Annotated in this window: 18 protein-coding genes; 4 read left to right on the forward strand and 14 right to left on the reverse strand. The window is 50.4% G+C overall.

Annotated elements, in window-relative coordinates; all coding sequences use genetic code 11:
* Nucleotides 1-206: 206 nt before the first annotated feature.
* The 7 genes from CWM47_RS17110 to CWM47_RS17140 form a co-directional block, all read right to left on the reverse strand.
* Nucleotides 207-623: a hypothetical protein gene (locus CWM47_RS17110; protein ID WP_100989469.1), complete on the reverse strand. Its 417-nt coding sequence runs from the start codon at nt 621-623 to the stop codon at nt 207-209.
* A gap of 11 nt (nt 624-634) precedes the next feature.
* A complete protein-coding gene (locus tag CWM47_RS17115) occupies nt 635-988 on the reverse strand; it encodes a YciI family protein (RefSeq protein WP_100989470.1) in 354 nt (117 codons plus the stop codon).
* A gap of 77 nt (nt 989-1,065) precedes the next feature.
* Nucleotides 1,066-1,635 carry a Crp/Fnr family transcriptional regulator gene (locus CWM47_RS17120; protein ID WP_100989471.1) on the reverse strand — a complete coding sequence of 190 codons (570 nt, stop codon included), beginning with the start codon at nt 1,633-1,635 and terminating at the stop codon, nt 1,066-1,068.
* Nucleotides 1,636-1,771: 136 nt separating this feature from the next.
* Nucleotides 1,772-4,213 carry an ABC transporter permease gene (locus CWM47_RS17125; RefSeq protein ID WP_100989472.1) on the reverse strand — a complete coding sequence of 814 codons (2,442 nt, stop codon included), beginning with the start codon at nt 4,211-4,213 and terminating at the stop codon, nt 1,772-1,774.
* A 72-nt stretch (nt 4,214-4,285) separates the two neighbouring features.
* Nucleotides 4,286-6,688, reverse strand: coding sequence for an ABC transporter permease (locus CWM47_RS17130; RefSeq protein WP_100989473.1), 2,403 nt, complete (start codon nt 6,686-6,688; stop codon nt 4,286-4,288).
* A 183-nt stretch (nt 6,689-6,871) separates the two neighbouring features.
* The gene (locus CWM47_RS17135) at nt 6,872-9,310 is read right to left on the reverse strand and encodes an ABC transporter permease (protein WP_100989474.1); all 2,439 of its coding nucleotides are present in this window, start codon (nt 9,308-9,310) and stop codon (nt 6,872-6,874) included.
* Between the two features lie 94 nt (nt 9,311-9,404).
* Entirely contained in the window at nt 9,405-11,822 is a 2,418-nt protein-coding gene (locus tag CWM47_RS17140; protein ID WP_100989475.1) for an ABC transporter permease, read from the reverse strand.
* A gap of 43 nt (nt 11,823-11,865) precedes the next feature.
* On the opposite strand from CWM47_RS17140, the gene CWM47_RS17145 reads away from it, so the two are divergent.
* The gene (locus tag CWM47_RS17145; RefSeq protein ID WP_100993918.1) at nt 11,866-12,315 is read left to right on the forward strand and encodes a hypothetical protein; all 450 of its coding nucleotides are present in this window, start codon (nt 11,866-11,868) and stop codon (nt 12,313-12,315) included.
* Between the two features lie 75 nt (nt 12,316-12,390).
* On the opposite strand, the gene CWM47_RS17150 is transcribed toward CWM47_RS17145, so the two are convergent.
* Both CWM47_RS17150 and CWM47_RS17155 read right to left on the reverse strand, forming a co-directional pair.
* Nucleotides 12,391-14,796, reverse strand: coding sequence for an ABC transporter permease (locus tag CWM47_RS17150; RefSeq protein ID WP_100989476.1), 2,406 nt, complete (start codon nt 14,794-14,796; stop codon nt 12,391-12,393).
* A gap of 114 nt (nt 14,797-14,910) precedes the next feature.
* Entirely contained in the window at nt 14,911-15,588 is a 678-nt protein-coding gene (locus CWM47_RS17155; protein ID WP_012929072.1) for an ABC transporter ATP-binding protein, read from the reverse strand.
* 93 nt (nt 15,589-15,681) lie between these two features.
* Between CWM47_RS17155 and CWM47_RS17160 the strand changes: the two genes are divergently transcribed.
* The gene (locus tag CWM47_RS17160; RefSeq protein WP_100989477.1) at nt 15,682-16,044 is read left to right on the forward strand and encodes a four helix bundle protein; all 363 of its coding nucleotides are present in this window, start codon (nt 15,682-15,684) and stop codon (nt 16,042-16,044) included.
* A gap of 114 nt (nt 16,045-16,158) precedes the next feature.
* On the opposite strand, the gene CWM47_RS17165 is transcribed toward CWM47_RS17160, so the two are convergent.
* Both CWM47_RS17165 and CWM47_RS17170 read right to left on the reverse strand, forming a co-directional pair.
* On the reverse strand, nt 16,159-17,406 hold the full coding sequence (locus CWM47_RS17165; protein ID WP_100989478.1) for an efflux RND transporter periplasmic adaptor subunit: 1,248 nt from the start codon (nt 17,404-17,406) through the stop codon (nt 16,159-16,161).
* A 281-nt stretch (nt 17,407-17,687) separates the two neighbouring features.
* Nucleotides 17,688-19,445 carry an ArnT family glycosyltransferase gene (locus CWM47_RS17170; protein ID WP_100989479.1) on the reverse strand — a complete coding sequence of 586 codons (1,758 nt, stop codon included), beginning with the start codon at nt 19,443-19,445 and terminating at the stop codon, nt 17,688-17,690.
* A gap of 224 nt (nt 19,446-19,669) precedes the next feature.
* Between CWM47_RS17170 and CWM47_RS17175 the strand changes: the two genes are divergently transcribed.
* Nucleotides 19,670-21,070, forward strand: a complete 1,401-nt coding sequence (locus CWM47_RS17175; protein ID WP_100989480.1) for a sigma-54-dependent transcriptional regulator — start codon at nt 19,670-19,672, stop codon at nt 21,068-21,070.
* On the opposite strand, the gene CWM47_RS17180 is transcribed toward CWM47_RS17175, so the two are convergent.
* The 3 genes from CWM47_RS17180 to CWM47_RS17190 are packed head-to-tail and all read right to left on the reverse strand — an operon-like array spanning nt 21,067 to nt 22,410.
* Nucleotides 21,067-21,390: a type II toxin-antitoxin system RelE/ParE family toxin gene (locus tag CWM47_RS17180; RefSeq protein WP_100989481.1), complete on the reverse strand. Its 324-nt coding sequence runs from the start codon at nt 21,388-21,390 to the stop codon at nt 21,067-21,069. The two genes, CWM47_RS17175 and CWM47_RS17180, sit on opposite strands and share 4 nt — an antisense overlap.
* Nucleotides 21,387-21,611, reverse strand: coding sequence for a hypothetical protein (locus CWM47_RS17185; protein WP_100989482.1), 225 nt, complete (start codon nt 21,609-21,611; stop codon nt 21,387-21,389). Before CWM47_RS17185 ends, CWM47_RS17180 begins: the two co-directional genes overlap by 4 nt.
* A gap of 52 nt (nt 21,612-21,663) precedes the next feature.
* Nucleotides 21,664-22,410, reverse strand: a complete 747-nt coding sequence (locus CWM47_RS17190) for a lysophospholipid acyltransferase family protein (protein ID WP_100989483.1) — start codon at nt 22,408-22,410, stop codon at nt 21,664-21,666.
* Nucleotides 22,411-22,571: 161 nt separating this feature from the next.
* Between CWM47_RS17190 and CWM47_RS17195 the strand changes: the two genes are divergently transcribed.
* Nucleotides 22,572-23,549, forward strand: coding sequence for an acyl-ACP desaturase (locus tag CWM47_RS17195; protein ID WP_206170652.1), 978 nt, complete (start codon nt 22,572-22,574; stop codon nt 23,547-23,549).

The raw sequence follows: 23,549 nt of genomic DNA on the forward strand, positions 1-23,549 counted from the left end.
GGTTGGGGGCGAGGGTGTTAAAAAAGGTTAAGGGGTATGCAGCCTATGGGCAAAAGTTACGTGATGGCGTACGACCAGAGCCAACGTGGTATCGAATTCACATTGCCAAGCCGATGTTTGGCATATGGGCTTCGTTTTTCACACGGCTAAATCAAAAAAGTCGGAACATATTCTGTTCCGACTTGAAAATTAAACGATCATTTAAATTAACCGATCACTCTTTTGTCTTTCGCTACAAATTTGGCAAAAGCCAATAAAGCACCTGTCACCATTATGTTTCTGAAAAAATTTACCATTTCTAATTCCTTTTCTCTTGCTAAATCGGCAGTCATATTTTCTGCGCCTAGTTCGTGACCCATTGCTCGTGGTAGGTGAACCAATACAGCCATCAGGATTGTATACAAAGCCATTAACGAATAAGCTAGCTTATCGTATTTGCCAATCAAAGCACTCGCGATGAATAAAAGAATGCAAACCAGTGTGAAGTAATTCCAAAAGTATGGGAATGGAATATAATCTGGCACGAATGAAGCCCCAACGTCGGGTTTACCTACGTGCAGGCCAACGTAAAGCAAAAACGAGAGCGGGAAAATGTATTTCCCTAACTGTAGGATTTTGTCCATCGCTTTATTGTCTACCTGGTTGAAAATGGGACGAGCGGCCTGATTTCTACCGAACTGGTTGGGTATTTAAGAATTGGGCAGGTTTTGCTCCATTCCTGCACGTCTTCCAAACGGTCCGATTTGCAGATTAGAAAGCCCGAAACTAAAACGCTATCCAATTCTTTGTGAGGCCCGGCTTTAATCTCATTGTTGCTCACAATGGTAGCGTCATAGCGAACGGGTGCAGTATAGACTAATTTGCCCTGCATGGCGATATTGCCAATCCAGGATTGCCATGCAGGCATATCGTCAGCCATATCCTGTGAGGTTGACAAGTAATCATTGTCGGCACTTGCGTTGCGAAATAATAATAAATACTCGGCCATTGGTTGGAATTTTAATGATGAATGATGAGCAAAATTCATCAATCGAATTTCCGTGAACGATGACAAAAGTCTATATTTTACAACTTGGCTTTAAGTCGGCTAAAAACATCTTTGTTGATGCCCAGATAAGATGCTATGAGTTTGCTTGAAAGTCTCGTCAGTAGCATTGGCCGGTATTCCATGAGCCATTTTATTCTGTCTAATGCTGTCAATGAAACAAATGCGTTGATGCGATAAACGGAGTTTGCATACGATGCTTCAAGAATTTGTTTATACACTTTATCAAATTGCGGAATGGTCTCCATCATTGTCTGAAAGGATGGTCGGTCAATAGCAAAAAGTTCGCAGGGTTCAACGGTCCTTATATTTTCTGTTGCAGGATTGCCGCTGCCAAAACTTAAAAGTTCTGAGCACCAATTGTCTTCTATGATGATGTCGCGTGTTGTTTCGTTAAAGTCTTTGTCGTAAACGTAAACCTGCAAACAGCCTTTGATAATAAAGTAAACGTATTTGCACGGGTCGCCTTGCCGTAAAAGTTGTTCGTTTCGTTTTGTCTTGATGTATTTGAAGGAAGAAAGGACCTTGTCCAAATTGTCAAGATCATTCCCGAGTCTATTTGTAATATGATTGCGTAAAATTTCTATCATTTAGTATCTGATACTAATGGTTGCACGGTCACTACTAGCCTTACGCCTGACACATAAATATACCACTTAGTATGGACAACGTATGCATTGTCCATACAGAAACGATGGCGCAAGGCATGAGCCTCGTGCCATTGAATTATTCGCTTCGCAAACTCTTCACCGGGTTCATCAACGCTGCCTTCACGCTCTGGAAACTTACCGTCAGTAACGCAATGCCAATGGCCACCGCGCCCGCCAGGGCAAACATCCACCACTCGATGTCGATTTTGTAGGCGAAGTCGCTTAACCACTGGGTCATGGCGTACCACGCCAGGGGTGAGGCTATGAGAATGGCGATGATGACCAGCTTCAAAAAGTCTTTGGAGAGTAGGCCGATGAGGCTGGGTACACTCGCGCCCAATACTTTGCGGACGCCGATCTCTTTGGTGCGTTGCTCGGCCATAAAAGCCGCCAGGCCGAATAATCCCAGACAGGCGATGAGGATGGCCAGTGCCGCAAACGTCAGGGCAATGGTGCCAATACGTTGTTCGGCGCGGTACATCTCGTCGAAACTATCGTCCATGAATTTGTAAGTGAATGGCTGGCCGGGTGCCAGTTGCTTCCATTTCGCTTCGATCTGCTGCATCAGCCCCGGCAGGTTCGTACTGCTCACCCGGAAGGAAGCCGCCCTTGAGTTGGCGTCCAGCACCAGCGACAGCGCCCCGATGTTACGCCGGAGCGACTCGAAGTGGAAGTTCTTCACCACCCCAATGATGGTGTACGTTTTCCGGATTTTCCCCTCAGGGTCATCGAAGCGCCAGACGTGCTTGCCGATTGGGTCTTTGAAACCCAGGATTTTGACAGCCGCTTCGTTCATCACTATACCCGAAGAGTCGGAACCAAAAGTCGGCGAGAACCCCCGCCCGCTTACTACCTGAATGCCCAGCGTCTTCACGTAATCATAATCGACGCCCCAGTGCTGCATGCTAACCCCCTTGTTCAGGTTCGTTTGACCTTCGGGAAACAATACGGTATCGTTACGGTCGGAGGGGGTGGGCAGGTAACCGGAGAGGCTGCCACTCACCACGCCCGGCAAGCGCATCACTTCCTGCTTGAAAGCTTCGGCCTGTTTGCCCACATAATACAAATCGTTGATCGTCAGGACGTGGTCGCGGTTGAAGCCTACGCTTGTCGTTTGTATGTAGGTGAGCTGCCGATACACGATGATGGTCCCCACAATGAGCACGACTGACATCATGAACTGAAACACAACCAGCCCGCTCCGTAAACTGACCGTCCGAAAGCTCGTGTTTATCCGGCCTTTTAACACCGAAATGGGTTGAAAGGAAGACAGGAAAAAGGCCGGGTAACTGCCCGCCAGCAAGCCCACGGCAATCGGCAGGGCAACGAGAAGTGGTAACAGCGTTGGTGACATCAACTGAGACAGGCTAATGGCCTTGGCCGCAATGCTGTTAAAGCCCGGCAGCGCAACCGCTACGATAATAATGGCCAGGAGCATAGCCAGCACCGTTGTCAGTATTGATTCGGTCATGAACTGGCTCACCAGCTGCTGTCGTTCGGAGCCCATTACCTTCCGAACGCCCACCTCGCGCGCCCGGCTCGATGAGCGGGCCGTGGCCAGATTCATGAAGTTGATACAGGCAATCAGGAGGATGAACAGGGCTACGGCGGAGAAAATATAGACGTACTGAATGTCGCCGTTGGGTGCCAGTTCGACTTGTTGTTTGGAATGCAGATGAATGTCAGTGAGGGGAATGAGCCAGAAATTCATCTGGTTGTTGGCTTTCCGAAACTGCTCCATTGTCGAGCCCATCATTTGCATCAACTGTGGCCCCACGTATTTTTCGATAACAGACTCGAAGTTTCGGGAGAATACAGCCGCGTCTGCCGGAGCGCCGTCTCGTCCCGGTTTTAGCAAAATGTACGTATGGTGGTTATTGCTGAGCCACTGCCCCCAGGGGTAGTTGTCGCTGAGCATCGTCACAAAGAAGTCGGTACGGAAGTGCGAATTCTGAGGCATATCGCGCATGATGCCCGTTACTTTGTAGTTCTCTTTATTGGCAAAGACCAGCGTCTGACCCAGTGCGTTCTGATTCCCGAAGTGCCGTTTAGCGGCCGATTCGCTGATCACGACCGTATTGGGTTCGGTCAGTGCCCGTTTGGGATCACCCGCCACGAGGGGCAGCGTAAACACATCGAACAGCGTAGAATCGGCAAACGTAATATCGCTCTCCCGGATGTTGGTTGTCTCGCCTGCTTTCTTCACCAGCCAGTTTCCGCGCTGGTGAAGCCGGACAAACTGCTCTACCTGCGGGTAGTCTTTTTTCAGGGTTGGCCCCAGCGGGTCGGGCGTCGTGGCAAAGTGCATGTCGTTGCCCCCGAACTTGATATCGGACTGTACCCGGTAAATACGCTCAGCGTTGGCGTTGTAGCGGTCGAAGCTCAGCTCGTCGAGCACATACAGCATAATGAGCAGGCAGCAAGCCAACCCAACGGCCAGCCCAAAGATGTTGATAAAGGCGAATCCCCGCTGTTTACGGAGCGTCCGCCAGGCGATTTTGAGGTAGTTTGTTAGCATAGTTGGAGTGCCGACCGTCCCGGTCGGGTATGATATCTTCTATCTATTTTTAGCCGACCCGGAGGGGCGGCATTACTCGCTTCTCAAACTCTTCACCGGGTTCATCAACGCGGCTTTAATACTTTGAAAACTCACTGTCAGCAGGGCAATGCCCACCGCCAGCACGCCCGCCAGCGCGAACACCCACCATTCGATGTCGATTTTATAGGCGAAGTCCTTGAGCCAGTTATTCATGGCATACCAGGCTAGGGGGGAGGCTATGACCAGTGCGATCAGAACGAGTTTTAAAAAGTCTTTGGAGAGCAAGCCTACAATACTGAACACCGACGCGCCCAGCACTTTGCGAACGCCAATCTCTTTGGTCCGCTGCGCCGTTGTGTAAGCCGACAAGCCGAACAGACCCAGGCAGGCCAGGAAGATGGACAGGAAGGCGAAAACGCTGAAAATGCTGCCGGTTCGGGTTTCGGCCGCGTATAGCTTATTGAACTCTTCGTCCATGAACGCGTAGGAAAACGGCCGGTCGGGGATGAGTGTCTGCCATTTGCTTTCCAGGAACCGGAGTGTGTTGGGTAACCGGCTTCCCGATAGTTTGACCAACAGAATCTCACCGCCATTCTGTGGGAAAAGCGCCAGCGGACCAATCTTCTGCTTCATCGACGCAAAGTGAAAGTCGGCGACGACGCCCTTGATCACACCAAGCCGACCGCTCACGTCCAGTCGCTGGCCAATGGCCTGTTGCGGTGTCCAGCCCAGCTCTTTTACCGCCGACTCATTGAGAATAAACCGACTTCGGGTGAGGCTATCATTGTCTGATCGCGAAATACGATCTATGTCGGCGGCATTTATATTGCTGCCCGCAATCAGTTGCAGACTCATGGCGGGCACATAATCTTCATCAATGGACAGCCCGGCTACCATCTTCCGCTGATCGGCCGCCATGTTAGCACTGCGCATCCCATATCCGCCTTCGACAAACACGGGCGAATCTGACGCCAGCGACACATGCTGGACGTCCGCATTTTGCCGGAACTCACTTTTTATGGCCGCTATTTTCTCATTGACCTGCTTATCGACGGGTAGCATAAGCACGTGGTCTTTGTTGTAACCCAGTTTCTTTTGCTGAACGAAAGCCAGTTGATTCCGAACCAAAAGTGTGCTGATAATGAGGAAGGCGGTAATCGCAAATTGAAAGACAATCAACGCCCGGCGAAACTGACCGGCTCCAGCGGTTTTCAAATGCCCTTTCAGGACTCGCACCGGCTCGAACCGCGCCAGCACTAAAACCGGATAACTGCCCGCTATCAGGCTAACGATCAGTCCAATACCCATCAATAACAGGATATTGCGAAGTTCGAACCAACTGCTAATGGTAAACTGACGGTCAGACAGTTCATTGAATACCGGTAACGTCAGAGCCGCCAGCAGCAGGGCCAGCACCAGTGCGAGGGACGTAACAATCACCGATTCGCCGATGAACTGCCCGAATAGTTGCCCGCGCAGAGCACCCATTACTTTCCGAACACCTACTTCCTGCGCCCGTTCCACGGCCCGTGAGGTCGCCAGATTCACGTAGTTGACGCAGGCAATCAATAAAATCAACAGGGCTATTGACCCGAAAATGTAGATGTACGTCAGGTCGCCGTTTGGTTCGAAACTGCCCTCTACATCGGAGTACAAATGCACCCGACGCAGCGATTCCAGATTATACGTGAGGTAGCTACCCGCCGACATCTCTTCTTTACCGAACTGCGTTTTCATGAAGCCCGGAATTTTGGCCTGTAGTCCGGCCATGTCTTCGGGTTTGTGGAGCAACAAATAGGTCGCGTAATTAGAGGAAAACCACTCTTCGGTCTTAGCCGCGGGCAACGTCAGAAACGAGGTTAGCAAGTCGTATTTGATCTGTGAATTGGCCGGGCTGTCTTTCACTACGCCCGTTACGGCATAATCCCGGAACGACCCACCCGTGTTGATCCGCAGCGTTTTACCAACCGGGCTCTCGTCGCCAAAATATTTGTGTGCCGTGCTTTCCGACAGCACAACCAGGTTCGGCCCGGCCAGCGCGGTTTGCGAATTGCCTTTTAGGAGGGGAAACGAAAACAGCGTAAAGAAGGCTGAATCGGCGAAGACGATGCGTTTTTCGCTGAACTGCCGGTCGCCGGTACTCACCACGCCATCCCGGTTAATGAGCCGCACGCCCGATTCTATTTCCGGAAACTGCCGCCCAAACTCTTTCACGACTTTCGTGCCCGTCTGGGGTATTTTGGCGGTTCGGCCTTCCATGCTGTACTCCATCGTTACGCGCACGACTCGGTCGGCTTTCTGCTGAAAATCGTCGTAACTCAGTTCATGCGTAATGTAGATGAACAACAGCAGGCAGGAGGCCAGCCCAACCGCCAGCCCAACGATGTTGATGCCGGAGAAAACCTTGTTTCTCCACAGGTTTCGAACGGCAATTCGGAGGTAGTTTCTGATCATTGTAGTACCGACCGTCCCGGTCGGGTGTTAAGGACTGGATGGTTCAGGATGGCGCGAGGCTCTGGCCTCGTGTCTACTATTCGTCGGCCTCCGGCCGGTGTAAGTTGTAATTGCTGATTTAAACCGGCCAGAGGCCGACGAATAGTAGACACGAGGCCAGAGCCTCGCGCCATCGAGCCGTAATTATTCGCTTCGTAACGATTTCACCGGATTCATCAAGGCGGCCCGTATACTTTGAAAACTCACGGTTAGTAGCGCAATGCCCACCGCTAGCAGGCCAGCGACGACAAAGACCCACCATTCGATGTCGATGTGGTAGGCGAAATCCTGTAGCCAGCGGTCCATCACATACCAGGCTATTGGTGTGGCAATAACAATGGCAATCAGGACCAGCTTTAGAAAGTCTTTGGAGAGCAAGGCAACCAGCCCCGGCGTAGAAGCGCCGAGGACTTTACGAACGCCGATTTCTTTTGTTCGAAGCCGGATAACGTACATGGCCAACCCCAGCAGACCCATACAGGCGATGAAAATAGCCAGCATGGCAAAGACGCCGAAAAGCCGCTGCGCTACCTGTTCAGATTGGTACAACGCGCCCCAGTCGGCATCCAGGTACGAATAATGAAACGGCTGGTCGGGGAGGTACCGCTTCCAGATGCGCTCCATCTGACCCGCAACGCTGCTGTTTGCGTCGGCCTGCACCCGAACGGCAAGCTCATTGTCGACCCGACGGAAAAGCCGGTTATTCAGGATGAACAGCGGGCTGATATGTTGGTGCAACGACCCGAAATGAAAATTACGGACAATCCCCACCACCGTGTACGTAACAGGCGGACCGTCGCGTTTGACAAAGTTATCAGGGCTGATAATCTGTTTGCCGATGGGATCGGTCAGGCCCACCTGCCGGACGGCTTCTTCATTCAGAATCACCGATAGCGAATCGTCGAACTGGCGGTTAAAGGGTCGCCCGGCCAGCATCGTCATGCGTAATGTTTGCAGGTACTGGTCATCGACCACGCAGCCTTTTCCGGTTACGGTTTCCTTCTCGCCATTTTTTCGGAAGCTGATACCGAAAAAATTTTCTTCGCCGGGCGCACTGCTGGTGCCGCCAACGCTAGTTACTCCCGCCAGCTTCGCCACTTCCTGTTTGAAAGACTCCGTGTTTTTATCCAGGAAACCGGCACCCTTTACTTTTATGACAGACTCTTTCGAGAAGCCCAACTCTTTCTGCTGGATAAAATCCAACTGGTTATAGACCACGATCGTACTCACGATGAGCAGGACGGAAACGGCAAACTGAAACACCACCAGTCCGTTGCGCAAGAAATGTCCCTGACGTGTCGACGAAAACTTGCCTTTCAGCACCTTGATTGGCTCGAAAGCCGACAGCACCCCTGCCGGATAACTACCCGCCAGCAGCCCAACGGCCACAGCACCACCCAGCAGCAAAGGCAATGTTTCCCAGCGAACCAGGGTAAACAGCGTTAAGGATTTACCGGCCAGCGTATTGAACGGAGACAATAAAATAGCCACCAGTAAAACGCCAATAACCAGGCTAAACAGGCTTAAGAGTACTGATTCTGTCAGAAACTGAGCTGCTAACTGGCCCGTCGTTGACCCCAGAGATTTGCGGATACCCACTTCCCGCGCCCGCTCCGACGAACGAGCCGTGGCTAAGTTCATGAAGTTGATACACGCAATAAGCAGCACGAAAGCCGCAATGATCGAGAAGATCGACACCAATGACCGGCTGCCGTTGGGCTGGTGTTCGGCTTCGAGGTGTGAGTCTAAGTGAATGCTGCGGAGGGGCTGCAGGAAATAAAAATACCCGTTTCCGGCTTTCAGGTAATCCCGAAACGAAACCCCAAATGTCCGTTCCACTTCACCGGCAGCATATTTTTCAACAACGGCGGGTAATTTACTCTCGACGGTTTCGGGGCTGGTATTGGGCTTTAGGAGCAGGTACGTGTGGGCCGCAAAACTAATGTGGTTGGGTTGTTCGGCTTCCTGAGCGCGGGCCGATACCAGAAAGTTAAAGGTAAAATGGGCATTCTGAACGGGGTCGGCACAGATGCCCGTTATCTCCAGTTTCGGCCCCTGCACGATCTCAAGGATTTTGCCAATGGGGTTTGCCGTACCGAACAAGCGGGTGGCCGTTCGCTGAGTCAGTACAACCGTATTTGGACGCGTCAGTGCCTTATTGGCCTGGCCGCGAATAAACGGCATTTGAAACACCTGAAAGAACGTTGAATCGACGCCCAGGGCACCCCGTTCTTCAATCGTCCGTCCATCTAGTTTGAGCAGAACAGGGTCGTTGTTATTGCCGAAGGTGAAGATCCGCGTCGTTTGCTCAATCTCGGGAATTTCCTTCTTCACCGATTGCGCGTAGGATTGAGGTATAATGGCATATTTGGTACTCCGACCCGGATACCGCCGTTCCAGCGCCATGCGGTAAATCCGGTCTCCATTGGCCCAGTGCCGGTCGTAACTCAACTCATCCGTCACGTACAGAACAATCAGCAGGCAGCAAGCCATGCCAATAGCCAACCCGACCATATTGATAGCGGTGTTGGCTTTGTGCTTCGCCAGGTTGCGAAGAGCGATTTTGAGGTAGTTATGTAGCATAGAAGGGAGTAAAGGGATTAAAGGGGAGAAAGGGAGGAAGGGGAAGTGAGGTAGGCGTCAGCAATCCCCTTTGGCCCTCTCCTCCTTCCTCCCTTTACTCCGTTTTTAAACTTTTCACCGGATTCATCAAAGCAGCTTTGATGCTTTGGAAACTCACCGTCAGCAAGGCAATGGCTATAGCCAGCGCACCCGCCAGCGCAAAAACCCACCACTCAATATCGATTTTGTAGGCAAAGTCCTGAAGCCACTTGTCCATAGCCCACCACGCCAGAGGAGACGAAATAAGAATAGCGGCAATAACTAATTTCAGGAAGTCTTTGGAGAGCAGGGTCACGATACTGGCGACGCTAGCCCCCAATACTTTACGTACGCCAATTTCTTTCGTACGCTGCTCGATGGTGAGCAGGGCAATCGAAAACAAACCCATGCACGACAGCAAAATGGCAATGCCCGCAGCCGACGAGAAAATGGTGGATAACCGCTGTTCTTTTCGGTACCAGCGTTCGGTGTTTTCATCCAGAAACGACCCGATGAATTCCTGTTTTGGGGCAATCGTTTTCCAGGCGGTTTTAATGGTTTCCATCGCCCCCGTCAGGTTCTGCGGATTCACCCGAACCAGAATGTACTGAATGGGCGAGTTCGATTCCATTTGCAGGGTAATGGGTTTGGCTTCCTCATGCAGCGAATACAGATTGAAGTCCGACACGACACCCACAATCTGGTATGATTTGTTGTCTGGTTTGATAAACTTGCCTACCGGATTGGCTTCGCCCAGGGCTTTTGCCATACTCTGGGTAATCAGGATCGCCGAACTCGAATCGGTACTGAAGGCCGGGCTAAAGTCGCGCCCCTGTACCAGCTTGATCCCCATCGTTTTCAGGTAATCGGTGTCGATTCGGAGCCAGTCGCAGGTAACGTCGCGTTTGCCGTACTGGAAGCCGAACATCATTCGGGATGAACCGCCGTCCAGCCCCGCACCGATGTTCACGCCCGAACCCGACACCGCTGTAATGTTGGGTTGGTTGGCCAGCCGGTCGCGCATGGTTTTCAGTGCCGTGTTGCCGTTCAGCTCGCCACCTACCGGAATGCTGATTACCTGCTCTTTGTCGAGCCCCATAGGTTTCTGTTGCAGGTAATTAATCTGCTGACGAACAATCAGCGTACAAACAATGAGAAGGCAGGCAATGGTAAACTGGGTGACAATAAGTGAGTTACGCAGTAAACCCGGCTTGCTCACCTTCACCCTGCCCTTCAGTACCTCCACCGCGTTGAAGCGCGTCACGAACCAGGACGGATAACCGCCTGCTATGAGCGTGATGAGCAGGAAGCCCAGTGTCGTGATGAGCAGAACCGCTGGTTTGAGGAAATCGTCCAGTGACAGATGGCTTCGGAATAGTCGATTGAAGGTTGGTAACAGCACATACGCCAGCCCTAAACCAATGAGCAGGGCGCCGAAGCACAGCAGCAGGGTTTCGCCCCAGATTTGCCCGAACAACTGTCCTCGTTGCGCGCCCAGCGATTTCCGAACGCCCACTTCCCGCGCCCGTGAGAGCGATTGGGCAATGGTGAGGTTGATGAAGTTGATGCAGGCAATGGCCAGAATAAACAGCCCGATGAGTAGCAACGTGTACACATAGGTTCGGCTGATACCCCCATCGTGGGTTGTTCCCGTGTCGAAATGGACATCGCGCATCGGTTGCAAAACCAGGCTTCGCTGAAAGCCCAGTTCATTTTTTGGATAGCCCTGTTTCTGCCGATCTATAATATCTCTAGCAAAGTACTTATCCATGAAAGCCTGTGTCCGGCGTTGCAGCGTTTGCTTGTCCGTTCCGGCTTTTACCTTCACATACACATCGTGATTCCCGTGGTCCCAGCGGGTTTTAAACTCCTGATAATCGCCCGCGTTGTCGCTGCGGATAAGGGCGTCGAAGTCGAAGGTGGAATTTTTAGGTGCATTGTTCACCACGCCTGTCACGGTAAATGCCTGCCAGGCATCGTTCATACGGAGTTGGAGCGGTTTGCCGATGGGGTCTTCCTTCCCGAAAATATCGGTAGCCATTTTTTCACTGATGACAATGTCGCTCAGGCTATTCATGGCTGTGTTTACGTTTCCCTTCCTGAGTGGGAAGCTAAACATATGCAGAAAATCGGCATCGGCCATGCGGACGTCCTTGCTGTAGGTCTGGTTATTACGCCGGACACTCGCGCTCCGGTCGAACCAGCGCGTGACGCCTTCGATCTCCGGAAATTCGGCTTTGAGCGCGGGGGATATCGGATAAGGCATAGTGCTCCCTCTATCCGTCGTGCCATCGCGGTTAGTCGACAGGAAGTTTAGTCGGTAAATGCGGTCGACGTCGGTATGGAAATTATCATACGACAATTCAAACGTAGCCGTCAGAAATAACAGCACGCATGTACCGAACGCTACCGATAAACCAACCACGTTAATAAGCGTGTGTGTTCGGTGTTTCCAGAGCGTTCTAAGGGCGACTTTGAGGTAATTGCGGAACATGAATGTTTTGTCTATATTTGGTTACAACCTAATCACAATCAGTATGTATATACCACCGCCAAGAGCCAGTAAATTTTTCGTCAATGAAGACGAAATGAGTGTTAATGCACCGGCCATCCATCAGCGAATCATTGCCTTGCTGACAATGGGTTTAGGGAATTTGTATCATGGCACCAAAAGCATCTCGCTTGAACCGTTGCCTGAAATGATGCTCGACTTCACATACAGCAGCCCGACACCCGATGTTATTCTTCTCGATAATGAAACTGACCAGACTAAAATCATCATCGAAATCTGTCAAACAACTGGGTTGAAGAGTGATCTTCGTAAGGTCGTTCGACTGGTTGATGAAGACATTTACGGCATCCGCGAAGGATTTATTTATAATTACAAAACCCAGCATTGGTATCGCTATTGTTTTGGCGATGGTGGTCTCACAACCGAATCGTCATTTTCTGAGATACTGAATCTTGATTTGAATAGCTTTCTGTAAGACGTACCCACGGGCTTCAGCCCGTGTTTTACTTCCATGTAATCACGGGCTGAAGCCCGTGGGTACGTGAGTATATCATTCCGATCGCAACGATTTTACCGGGTTTACCATAGCCGCTTTAATGCTTTGATAACTTACGGTCAGGAATGCAATTGTAATGGCCAGCACACCCGCTAGTGCGAAAATCCACCAGGCTAATTTCGTCTGATAGGCAAATGTGCCCAGCCACTCGCTGACCGCCCACCAGGCCAGGGGAGACGCCAGTACAAGGGCGATGAAAACCAGTTTCAAAAAGTCCGTTGAGAGCAGGCCGATAATATTTCCGATACTCGCCCCCAGAACTTTTCGTACGCCAATTTCTTTGGTACGCTGTTCAGCGGTGAAGGCAGCCAGGGCGAACAGGCCGAGGCATGAAATGAGAATGGCTAGTATCCCGAAGTAATTTACAAGCGCACTGACCTGCTGTTCACTACGGTACATTTTCTCATATTCTTCATCCATAAAGTGGTAGCTGAACGGGTAGTTCGGGTTAAATTCCTTTGATAGCTGCTCCAGATCAGCAATGGCCTGCTGCGTTTGTCCGGGGCGGGTTTTCACCAGTAGAAAACTCGTATTGGCTGCGTTGAAAACCAGAATTAGCGGGTTGATCTTCTCATGGAGCGACGCCAGATGAAAGTCTTTCATGAGCCCGACAATTTGACCTTTCCCCATCCAGAATTCCACTTCTTTACCAACCGGATTTTTCATGCCCGACCGGTCTGTCGGTGCGGTGTTTTCGCTCATCAGTTTGGCCGCAGATTCATTGATGATGTATCTGGCCGAATCAGCCGGACTGTCGGCCCGAAAATCGCGTCCTGCCAGCAGTTTGATGTTCATGGTTTTGGTAAAATCACTACCAACGGCCATCACTGAAACCTGGGTGCTTAGATTGGGATCTTTACCCGGCCATTTTAAATCGCCAGACGTGCTTTGAATGTTGATCGGCAAAGACATGGTGGTGGTAGCCGACGCAATGGATGGCTTCCGCATGACTTCCCGCCGAAAGACGTCCACTTTTTCGGGTTGAGCTATTGCTCCTTCCAGCGGTATATACACCACGTTTTCGCGGTCGAGGCCGAGGTTTTTGGTGCGCAGGTAATTCATCTGCCGACCCACCGCCAGCATCCCTACAATCAGGAAAATTGAGAGTGAAAACTGAAATACCACCAACGCACGTCGGAACAGGGCTGGCCCGGCACCGAACTGTAGGCGACCTTTCAGAATTTTGATGGGTTGAAGCGAGGATAGGAATAGAGCCGGGTAACTCCCCGACAGAAAGCCCGTGATCAGGACCAGAACCAAAATAATAAGCCAGAGTGCTGGCTCGGCGAGGTTGAGCGTTAGTTGCTTCGCGAACACCTCATTGAACGTGGGCAATACACCCCAGACCAGACCGAGAGACAGCACGACGGCCAGCAAACTCGTCAGGATAGATTCGCTCAAAAACTGCCCAACCAGCGATGAGCGCAATGCACCAACTACTTTCCGAACGCCCACCTCTTTCGCCCGGTTGGCCGAACGGGCCGTGGCCAGATTCATAAAATTGATGCAGGCAATCAACAGGATAAACAGCGCGACGATAGAGAAAATACGGACGTACTCGATTCGTCCGCCAACACTTTTGCCGTTTTTGTAGTCGGAATACAGATGCATATCTGTAATTGGCTGAAGCGTTGGTAAACCCGTTTCAAAGTTCTTCCCCGCAAAACGCGGATAGATGCCTTTCATGGCAGCCTCGGCCTGCGCTATCGTTGTATTAGGCTTAAGCCGGACATAGGTGTAGAAACTATTATTGCCCCATGTTTTCATCCAATCCTGCTCCTGAACTTTCCAGTTCACTAGCCAGTCGAACTGCAAGGTGGAATTGGTGGGGAGATCGTCAATAACGGCACCAACTACGTAGAGTTTATCATTGTCGAGTTGCAGGGTTTTTCCCAGTGCCAACCCAGCCGGAAAGTACTTCTCAGCTACTTTTCGGGTAATGACAATCTGGTTTGTTTGCGCCAGAGCCGCTTTTGGGTTACCGTAAATGGCGGGTAGATCGAACACACCAAAAAAGTCAGCCGTTGCGTAGTGCCCTCGTTCCTTAGCAGCTTTTTCGCCGGTTGTCTGGTTACCAACGGGTTTGATCAACAACTCGGGACCGTAATTGATCTTGGTTACGGCGGCTACTTTGGGAACGTCCTTTGCAATAGCTTCCTGCAAAGGGCCGGGCGTAACATAGTTAGTGGCCGTATCGCCATTGTACGGGAAATTGACCCGAACGTAATGAATGCTCTCGGCGTCTTTTAGAAAGCGGTCGTAGCTCAACTCGTCTTTTACCCAAAGACCAATTAACAGGCTACACGCCATGCCCAGCGCCAGCCCGAAAACGTTGATACCCGAATAGAGCTTGTTCTTCATCAAACTCCGAAACGCGATTTTGAGGTAGTTTTGGAACATGGGGAAAAGGACGAGGGGAGGAAAGGGAGGAGGGGGACGAGGGTGTAGGGCTAGTTAGCGTAAGCAATCCCTTTCCTCCCCCTCCTCCCTTTATTCCCCTTCCTCCTTATTTAGTTATACGTGAAAATTCTCCGTTACCACTTTGCCGTCGAACAGGTTCACGATGCGATGCGCGAAACCGGCATCGTAGGGTGAGTGCGTTACCATGATGATGGTTGTGCCTTCGTCGTTTAGTTCGCCGAGGAGTTTCATTACTTCTTCGCCGTTTTTCGAATCGAGGTTACCCGTCGGTTCATCGGCCAGGATCAGCTTGGGTTTTGCCACAACTGCCCGCGCAATGGCCGTCCGTTGCTGCTGGCCACCCGATAACTGCTGCGGGAAGTGATTGCGCCGGTGCATGATGCTCATGCGCTCCAGGGCTTCTTCGACTCGTTTTTTACGCTCGTCGGGGGGCGTTTTCAGATAGAGCAGGGGTAGTTCGACGTTTTCATATACGGTCAGTTCGTCGATCAGGTTGAAGCTCTGGAATACGAAACCGATGGAGCCTTTGCGAAGTTGCGCCCGCTGGCGTTCGGTCATTTTGGCCACCTCGGTGCCGTAGAAGTTGTATTCCCCCTCGCTGGGGTTATCCAGCAGGCCCAGAATATTGAGCAGGGTGGATTTGCCGCAGCCCGATGGACCCATAATGGCGACAAACTCCCCGTCTTTGACATCCATGTTGATGCCATTAAGGGCAGTGGTTTCTACTTCTTCGGTCGAGAAGAGTTTCTGAAGGTTAATTGTCTGGATCATATTTCTTTCGTGGGAGGAGAGGGAAGAAAGGGAGGAGAGGACGAAAGGGATTAATGTGTAGTTTCGACCTGTACTCACCTTACTCCTAATTTCATGGCTAAAGTTGAAAAGTTTGAAGATTTGCTGGTTTGGCAAAAAGGACTATCTCAGGCAATTGATTTATATAAGTTGCTGGCTAGTTGCAAAGACTATGGCCTTCGTGACCAGATGCAGCGTTCGTCGGTTTCGGTCCCATCGAATATCGCTGAAGGATTCGAGCGGCATACAAACAAAGAATTCATCAGATTCCTGCGTATTGCAAAGGGGTCTAATGGCGAACTACGAACACAAATCCATTTAGCCATAGGTGTGGAAATTATATCTGCCGACATTGGCAATGACCTACTTGCAAAGAGCCGCATAATCTCGTCAATGTTGCAAAACCTGATTAAAACCCGGGAAGAGAAATTTTCTTAGAGGGAGGAGGGGGAGTAGAGGGGCGAAGGGGAAGAGAGGAGAAAACCAGTTAGCCAACTTTTTCCTTGCCTTCTCTACTCCCTTTCTTCCCCTTCGTCCCTCTACTCCCTTCAACTAAAATTCTAACACCTCATTATCGCCAAAATTCTCATAACTACTTGTTATCACCTGCTCGCCGGGCTGGAGGCCGTCCAGAACTTCGTAGAACTCGGGGTTTTTGCGGCCCAAGGTAATCTGGCGTTTTACGGCCCGTTTGCCCGATTTATCCACAACGTATACCCAGTTACCACCCGTGTCGGAGAAGAAGCCGCCGACAGGAATGAGCGTCGCTTTAGCCGCTTTGCCCAACTCCAGTTGAATTGGCGATGACTGGCCACGTTTGATGCCTTCGGGGGTGCCTTTCGGGAAGATCATGTCTACCTCGAACCGACCGCTTTTTACTTCGGGGTACACCCGGCTAATGGTCAGTTCATGCATTTTACCGTTAAATTCAAATGAACCGTTCAATCCTGAAAATACCCGGCTGATGTAATGCTCGTCGACCCCGACGCGCATCTTGAAACCGTTGAGGTCATCAATCTGGCCAATGTTCTGGCCTCGGTTAATGTTCGAGCCAACTTCCACGTCGATGCTGGACAACTGCCCCGAGACCGGCGCTTTCACAACCAGGTTATCGAGCGTCTGTTGCCAAAGAGCCACATTTTTCTGCGTACGTTGCAAGGTGCCCTCTAATTGTTTGATCTGGAACTTCGCGTTATCCTCCTGGTATTTCTGCGTTTCGATTTCAATAACGCGCTGGCCAGCCAGTCGTTCGTAGGCACGTTTGGCTTTTAGGTAATCCTCTTCTGAAACAACTTTGTCCTTATATAATTTGGCCTGCCGGTCGTAGGAGTCTTTTGCCTGATCGATTTGTGCATCCAGATCCGCCAGGGTTTTGCGAAGCGTAAACCGCTCAACCTGTAGGCGCTGACGCGTATTTTGCAGGTCGTTAACCAATCGGTTGGCCTCCGTTTCGGATTGTAGAAAGCTCAGTTTAAGACTTTGATTTTCCAGTTTCAGAAGCACCTCGCCCTGCTTTACAGTGTTGCCGCCTTCAACGAGTTTCTGAGTAACATACCCACCTTCAATGGCATCGAGCCGGATGGTTTTCAGAGGTTGTACAACGCCCGTTACAGCGATGAAATCTTCAAAAGGCCCTGTCGAAACAGCGGAAACGGTAATTTTATCTTTTTCGACATTGAGCTTCGACCGACGGTCGGCGAAGAAAAACGTGTAAGCCAGCAAGCCTATTACCAACGTGCCCCCTCCGAAAAGAGCCATGCGTTGGGTTGTCCAAAATCGTTTAGGTAGTACGCGATCCATTACGTTTAAAGAGCGAATGAGTGAAAGAGTGAAAGAGTGGTCTGGCGTTCCAGCGGGCCGCTAGTGTTATAAATAGCAGTTCCGGACTCGAAGCTCATTCGCTAGAATGCCTTATGCCAATAGTCATGCCAATAGGCTGCTTATTCTGATTATCAGCAATTTAAACTAAAGTTAGAGCTACTCTGTGTCCGCTTTCGGACGGAAATTGTCCGCTTTTGGGGTTCTTATGACCGCAGTGTACGCCAATTCAATGTTGTTGTGCCAGCCCACAAAACGCTCTTTCACTCTTTCGCTCTTTCACTCATAGACCCCACTTCTGCCAGCACATAAGGCAATAAAGTTTGGGCTCGGGTGGCTGGGTTCAGGAAATCATAGGTCAATTGGCTGACGTGATAATAAGGAAATAACGCCAGCCGCTTAACCTGAAAGCCGCGCAACTCCAGCGAATCGGCATATAGCGCAGTCGTGAATACCTGTTGGGACGACTTTTTTAGCTGCATTTGTAGCACTGAATCCGTACGAGCGTAGGTTGTTGGGGCTTTGGCGTAAAATTCATACGTCCAGAAACTGCCCCCACCAACACCTGTTCCCGGTTCATACAGTATTGTGGGACGCTTGGCCAGCGTTGGATTAGCATTCACATAATTTGCCGTGGCCATACCCGCCTGATAGCGCAGGAATGTTGGATACAAAAACAGATTCAGCGTACCAGCCAGCACCAGCATGGCACCCACCATGCGGCCTGATAAGGAAAGGAGCGTGTTTTGCCGGAAAATGCTGAATGTTGCAATGGTGATAACGACTACCCAAACCAGTGCGCTAATAACATTGTCGGGTTGAACCAGTAGTAAAAGGGCAAGGGCAATAGCGGCAATGGCTACCCCAATACCGGTTTGCCCAATTGTCCACCGACGGAGCGTATTTGGTTTCAGATTTACTAAAAACTGCGCTGTTAGAATGGCGAAGAACGGAAAAACGATGTTCATGTAGTGGGGCAATTGAAAGCCCGAAAATGAAAACAACGCGAACGTTAGCAGCCCGGAACCCAACGAAACATATTCGATTGGTGCACCATTAGTTTTCCGTTTTATTAATGCAATCACCTGTTTACCAATACCTATATACAACGGCAATGACCAGGGCAAAAAGGCCCATAAAAGCGTATGGACGAAAAAGAACTTATCACCTTCGCCTTTGATTGGCCCCGTATTAAAGAACCGCCCAAACTGACTGTCCCAGAAAAAAAACTTGACGCCCGATACGCCCGTCTGCCCAAAAATGACTTTTTCGGGATGAAGATCGAACTGTTGGTACAGGCAGTAGATTTCGGGAAGCGTGAACGCAAATGACAGGGCAACCGCCACATACCAGCGTATTTTGAGCAGTTCCCGCCAATGGCCGGTCAGCAGCCAGTGCAGTACCAAACCACCACCAATCGGGATAAGCACAAAGACGCCTTTGGTCATCAGGGCGCACCCAGTCAGGAAGGAGCCAATAAGGAGATGAAGCCAGCTCTTAGGAGCGCCATATCTCAAAGATATGGCGCTCCTGTCATGTCTATCGCCCATAAACACGCGGTAAAAATGATACACCGGGCCGATAATGAGTGGCATCAGGTAGGGCTCAGCGCGAACATCGCTGTTTGACAGAACGCCGTGAAAAGCTGTCAGAAGTACCAGCGCGGCCACTTGCGCGGTTAGTTTTGGATAGGTCAGCCGGGCGAATTTATAGGTGTAAATTACGCTTCCGAGAAAAAATAGTAATGCCGGAAATTTGTAGCCAAAGGTGTTGATGCCGAAGATTTTGTAACTCACGGCAATTACCCAAAATGGCAAATGCGGCTTGTCGAGCCAATCGGCACCCACGGCGTAAAGGTTAACGAAATCGCCGGATTGTGCCATTTGTTTGGCAATGCAGGCATAGAGAGCACCATCGAGCTCCATGATAGGTGGAAACAGGCCGGTGGCATTCAGAAATATACCTACGGCTACAAGGGCGTAAAACCAGCGGTCGTCAAAGGAGGGGTAATTGTCAGTCATTTGTTCTGCATACAGAGTCACTAGCGGGCAGATTATTTGTCATCATAAAGATTATTAAAGTAGCTAGAAGGGACGTTTTGCCACCGAATTAGACAACTGACCATCTACTGACCATACTGACCGCTTAACGACTTTTAATCAACCAAAGTAAGTAAGAAAAGCGTAATTTGTTGATGATTCGATACCGGCGTGCAACAATTCGTTAAGCCTTCTATCTTTGATCTATGCAAGATGCTAAACTCTTACTCGTCGATGATGACCCCGACGTATTACTGGCGGCCCGACTGTTGCTAAAAAGACATGTTGGCGCGGTAGACATCGAGAAAAATCCTGAAAAACTGCCTTTTCTCCTCAACAACAACCGGTACGACGCCATCGTACTCGACATGAATTTCCAGCGCGATGTGAGCAGTGGCCGGGAAGGCTTCGCCTGGCTTGACCGTATTCTGGATATTGACCCCAAAGCGCGGGTGGTTTTGTTTACGGCCTACGGCGATGTCGAAATGGCGGTGCGGGCTATCAAAGCCGGGGCCGTCGATTTTGTGCTGAAACCCTGGCAGAACGACAAGTTTCTGGATACCATTCGTGGCGCTGTCAAAGGAAAAAAAGAAGAACTGGAAGAGCTTGAAGATGCTCAGAAATCTACCCGCAAAAAAGGTAGCCAGGGCAGTACAACGATCATTGGGAGCGCCATGCGCCCGATTTTAGATACCGTAGAACAGGTGGCTCCAACGGATGCCAATGTCCTGATTTTGGGCGAAAACGGCACCGGCAAAGACTTGATTGCTCGGGCTATTCATGACAACTCCCACCGGAAAGATAAGCCCTTTGTGAGTGTCGATGTGGGTGCTCTAACTGAAAGCCTGTTCGAGAGTGAATTATTTGGCCATGTGAAAGGAGCCTTTACTGATGCCCGCGACGACCGGGCCGGACGCTTTGAAGAAGCGAATGGCGGCACTATTTTTCTGGACGAAATTGGTAACCTGACGCCTTCGCAGCAAGCCCGACTCTTAACGGTACTGCAACAGCGGCAGGTTACGCGCGTAGGCTCAAACAAAGCCCGTGCGCTGGATGTGCGACTCATCTGCGCCACCAACGCCGACCTCAATGAGCGTGTGGCTGAGCGCGGTTTCCGTCAGGATTTATTGTACCGAATCAACACGATTGAACTCCATTTGCCACCGCTGCGCGAGCGTCCATCAGACATTGGCCCATTAGCTGAATTTTTTCTGAAGAAATATGCAAAGCAGTACAATCGCCCCGTATCGGGCCTGAGTCCGGCACTACTGGCCGAAATGAAGCAATACCGTTGGCCCGGCAATGTTCGGGAGTTGCAGCACGCCGTTGAGCGGGCCGTTATTCTAGCCCGACCTGACGCGGCCCGGCCTGGAGATGCCCGACCTGACACCAGTTCGAGCACCTTGCTGGAACCGGCTAATTTCGTTTTCCGGAAAGATGGCAACGCGGCATCGCCCGTTAATGAAACTCTGCAACTGGAAGATATGGAGCGGCAATTGATTCAACAGGCGATGCAAAAACACCGGGGCAGTATCACCGATGTAGCGCGGGAGTTGGGCGTATCGCGGCAGGCGCTGTACAGGCGGTTGGAGAAGTTTGGACTTTAATGATCAGTGTCAAGGCTACCTTTATTTCGACTGGTGTGATATACGTCCAGAAAAATGAGGGTAGACTCATCGATTCGATAAATGATAGCGTAATTATTTTTGAAAACGGCGCGTCGATATGAGCCGTCCGGCGTTTTCAAAACCTCATATTCAATAAATGCGTAGGGATTAAGCGGGATGCGATCAGCAACAAAATTCATCAGAGCAGACGTCAATTGTCGTCCACGTTTTTCTGAAAATTGAGAAGTATATTCCTGAATAAGGGCAACTTGTTCTAAAAAGTAATCAGTAAAAACTAACTCCCAATCGGTTGGATTCATAGGCCAAGCTTTGCTTTTGCTTCGTCAAACGAATAACGCTTTCCTTGCTCAGCTGTATTGATACGACTTATTAAATCGTCAGTAGACAGTTTTGGCCCCTCGGCAGAAAACGAGTCTGTACGGTCAAATTCGATAATATGTTTCTGCGCTAATGCGTTCAGAATAGTCATAACGAAATCCTGATCTTCGTCTGCTAAGATGTTCACTTCTACCGTAGTCATATCGTTGTTTTTTATGAAATATACTGATTACAACCTGTGAATCCAAACTGGTCTAGTCTAAACCGGCGTGAGTCAACTCTGTAGCAATCGCTTCCTGCGCCAGTTTGACAACCTCGTCGGGTGTGCGGCCTGCGGGTTCGATACCGGCAAGCGCAGTCCACGACATTTTAGAGAATGACCGGAGCGGAAACATGCCTTTAGGGTTAAAATGGCCCGTTCCCCGAATCGTGACCGGAACTACAAGCGCCGATGGTGCCCGTTTCAGCAAGGTGGCTACACCGCCCGTTACAAAGGGGCGCATTGTTCCCGATGCCGACCGGGTTCCTTCCGGAAAGATCACTGCGGATAGATTCTGCTGCTGAATCAGCTTGCCTAAACGGGCAATCTCGACAATAGCTTGTTTGGCATCTTTTCTGTCAATCAGCGCAGCACCACTTTTACGTAAATTGTAGGAAACGCCGGGTATACCATGTGATAGTTCAACCTTGGAAACGAACGTCGGTGTGTGTCGACGCAGAAACCAGATGATGGGCGAAATGTCGAACATGCTCTGGTGATTGGCCACAAAAATAATGGGTCGGTCGGTGGGGAGGTCGGTGAGTTGTTTAAAACGGATTGTGCTGCCGGTCAAATACCAGCCATAGGCAATGCTGGCGTTCATCCAGTCGACGGTTTTTTTATGAGCCGGGCGACCAAATAAATTAAAGGCGGTGGCCTGCATAACGTGGAAAACGCATAATACCAATCCGAAATAAAGCAGGTAAACGCAACTCAATATGTAATCTAAAATTTTTTTCATGGGGCCTACAGGCGTCAGCGAAGCAGCTAGTATAGCCCAAAATTAACAAGGAGTCGTTGATAGTCGGGAAGAAAAACGAAAGCGATTCAAAAACATCGACTCTTTTAGCCGAACTTTGCCGGACATTGGGATAAATTGACCCGTTTCTTTGTTATTACTACATGATCTTATCTGGCACACGTTTGGATGTAATGCGTTTCGTCGGCGAAAAAATCGACGCATCTGTAGATGAATTTCTTAAGCCCATCGAGACCAACTGGCAACCCGCCGATTTGCTCCCCGATTCGACAAAAGAGTCATTTCTAGACGAAGTTAAATTACTCCGCGAAAGCACCCGCGAGCTATCCTACGATTACGTAGCCGTACTGGTTGGCGATACCATCACGGAAGAAGCGCTGCCCACGTACGAATCGTGGCTGATGGATATGGAAGGCATCGACCAGGGTAGTTCAACGGGCTGGACACGCTGGATTCGTAGCTGGACAGCCGAAGAAAACCGCCATGGTGACTTGCTGAACAAGTTTTTGTACTTATCGGGCCGGGTCAACATGCGGGCAATGGAAGTATCGACGCAGTATCTTATTGCGGATGGCTTCGATATCGGAACGGGTAGAGATCCCTATCGCAACTTCATTTATACCTCATTTCAGGAGCTGGCTACCAATGTATCGCACCGCCGGACGGCTACGCTTGCCAAACAGGCGGGTTGCAACCAGTTGTCGAAAATATGCGGTGTGATTGCCTCCGATGAGATGCGCCACGCGAAAGCTTATAAAGATTTTGTCCGGCAGATTTTTGAAGTTGACCCATCCGAAATGATGCTCGCTTTTGAAGATATGATGCGCAAGAAAATTGTGATGCCTGCCCATTTTCTGCGCGAAAGTGGCGTGAAAATTGGCCAGACCTTCAGCCATTTTTCGGATGCCGCTCAGCGTTTGGGCGTTTATACGACCTACGATTATATCGAAATTGCCGAGGCACTGGTGGCTGAGTGGCAAATTGATACCATGACGGATCTGAACGATGCCGGTCAGCGTGCCCGTGATTACGTGATGGCGTTACCGGCCCGACTGCGCCGGATTGCTGAGCGCACCAAGGTGCCCACGCTTGAATATCCATTTAGCTGGATCGCGGGCTAA

This window comes from Spirosoma pollinicola (genome assembly GCF_002831565.1).
In the GTDB taxonomy this organism is placed as follows: Bacteria; Bacteroidota; Bacteroidia; order Cytophagales; family Spirosomataceae; genus Spirosoma; species Spirosoma pollinicola.

What these genes read in the sequence shown, in the direction of transcription:
- CWM47_RS17115 (WP_100989470.1), bottom strand. Translation starts at nt 988, where the DNA reads ATGGCCGAGTATTTATTATTATTTCGCAACGCAAGTGCCGACAATGAT.
- CWM47_RS17175 (WP_100989480.1), top strand. Translation starts at nt 19,670, where the DNA reads ATGCAAGATGCTAAACTCTTACTCGTCGATGATGACCCCGACGTATTA.
- CWM47_RS17145 (WP_100993918.1), top strand. Translation starts at nt 11,866, where the DNA reads ATGTATATACCACCGCCAAGAGCCAGTAAATTTTTCGTCAATGAAGAC.
- CWM47_RS17160 (WP_100989477.1), top strand. Translation starts at nt 15,682, where the DNA reads ATGGCTAAAGTTGAAAAGTTTGAAGATTTGCTGGTTTGGCAAAAAGGA.
- CWM47_RS17130 (WP_100989473.1), bottom strand. Translation starts at nt 6,688, where the DNA reads ATGATCAGAAACTACCTCCGAATTGCCGTTCGAAACCTGTGGAGAAAC.
- CWM47_RS17125 (WP_100989472.1), bottom strand. Translation starts at nt 4,213, where the DNA reads ATGCTAACAAACTACCTCAAAATCGCCTGGCGGACGCTCCGTAAACAG.
- CWM47_RS17185 (WP_100989482.1), bottom strand. Translation starts at nt 21,611, where the DNA reads ATGACTACGGTAGAAGTGAACATCTTAGCAGACGAAGATCAGGATTTC.
- CWM47_RS17190 (WP_100989483.1), bottom strand. Translation starts at nt 22,410, where the DNA reads ATGAAAAAAATTTTAGATTACATATTGAGTTGCGTTTACCTGCTTTAT.
- CWM47_RS17165 (WP_100989478.1), bottom strand. Translation starts at nt 17,406, where the DNA reads ATGGATCGCGTACTACCTAAACGATTTTGGACAACCCAACGCATGGCT.
- CWM47_RS17180 (WP_100989481.1), bottom strand. Translation starts at nt 21,390, where the DNA reads ATGAATCCAACCGATTGGGAGTTAGTTTTTACTGATTACTTTTTAGAA.
- CWM47_RS17195 (WP_206170652.1), top strand. Translation starts at nt 22,572, where the DNA reads ATGATCTTATCTGGCACACGTTTGGATGTAATGCGTTTCGTCGGCGAA.
- CWM47_RS17120 (WP_100989471.1), bottom strand. Translation starts at nt 1,635, where the DNA reads ATGATAGAAATTTTACGCAATCATATTACAAATAGACTCGGGAATGAT.
- CWM47_RS17110 (WP_100989469.1), bottom strand. Translation starts at nt 623, where the DNA reads ATGGACAAAATCCTACAGTTAGGGAAATACATTTTCCCGCTCTCGTTT.
- CWM47_RS17135 (WP_100989474.1), bottom strand. Translation starts at nt 9,310, where the DNA reads ATGCTACATAACTACCTCAAAATCGCTCTTCGCAACCTGGCGAAGCAC.
- CWM47_RS17140 (WP_100989475.1), bottom strand. Translation starts at nt 11,822, where the DNA reads ATGTTCCGCAATTACCTCAAAGTCGCCCTTAGAACGCTCTGGAAACAC.
- CWM47_RS17155 (WP_012929072.1), bottom strand. Translation starts at nt 15,588, where the DNA reads ATGATCCAGACAATTAACCTTCAGAAACTCTTCTCGACCGAAGAAGTA.
- CWM47_RS17150 (WP_100989476.1), bottom strand. Translation starts at nt 14,796, where the DNA reads ATGTTCCAAAACTACCTCAAAATCGCGTTTCGGAGTTTGATGAAGAAC.
- CWM47_RS17170 (WP_100989479.1), bottom strand. Translation starts at nt 19,445, where the DNA reads ATGACTGACAATTACCCCTCCTTTGACGACCGCTGGTTTTACGCCCTT.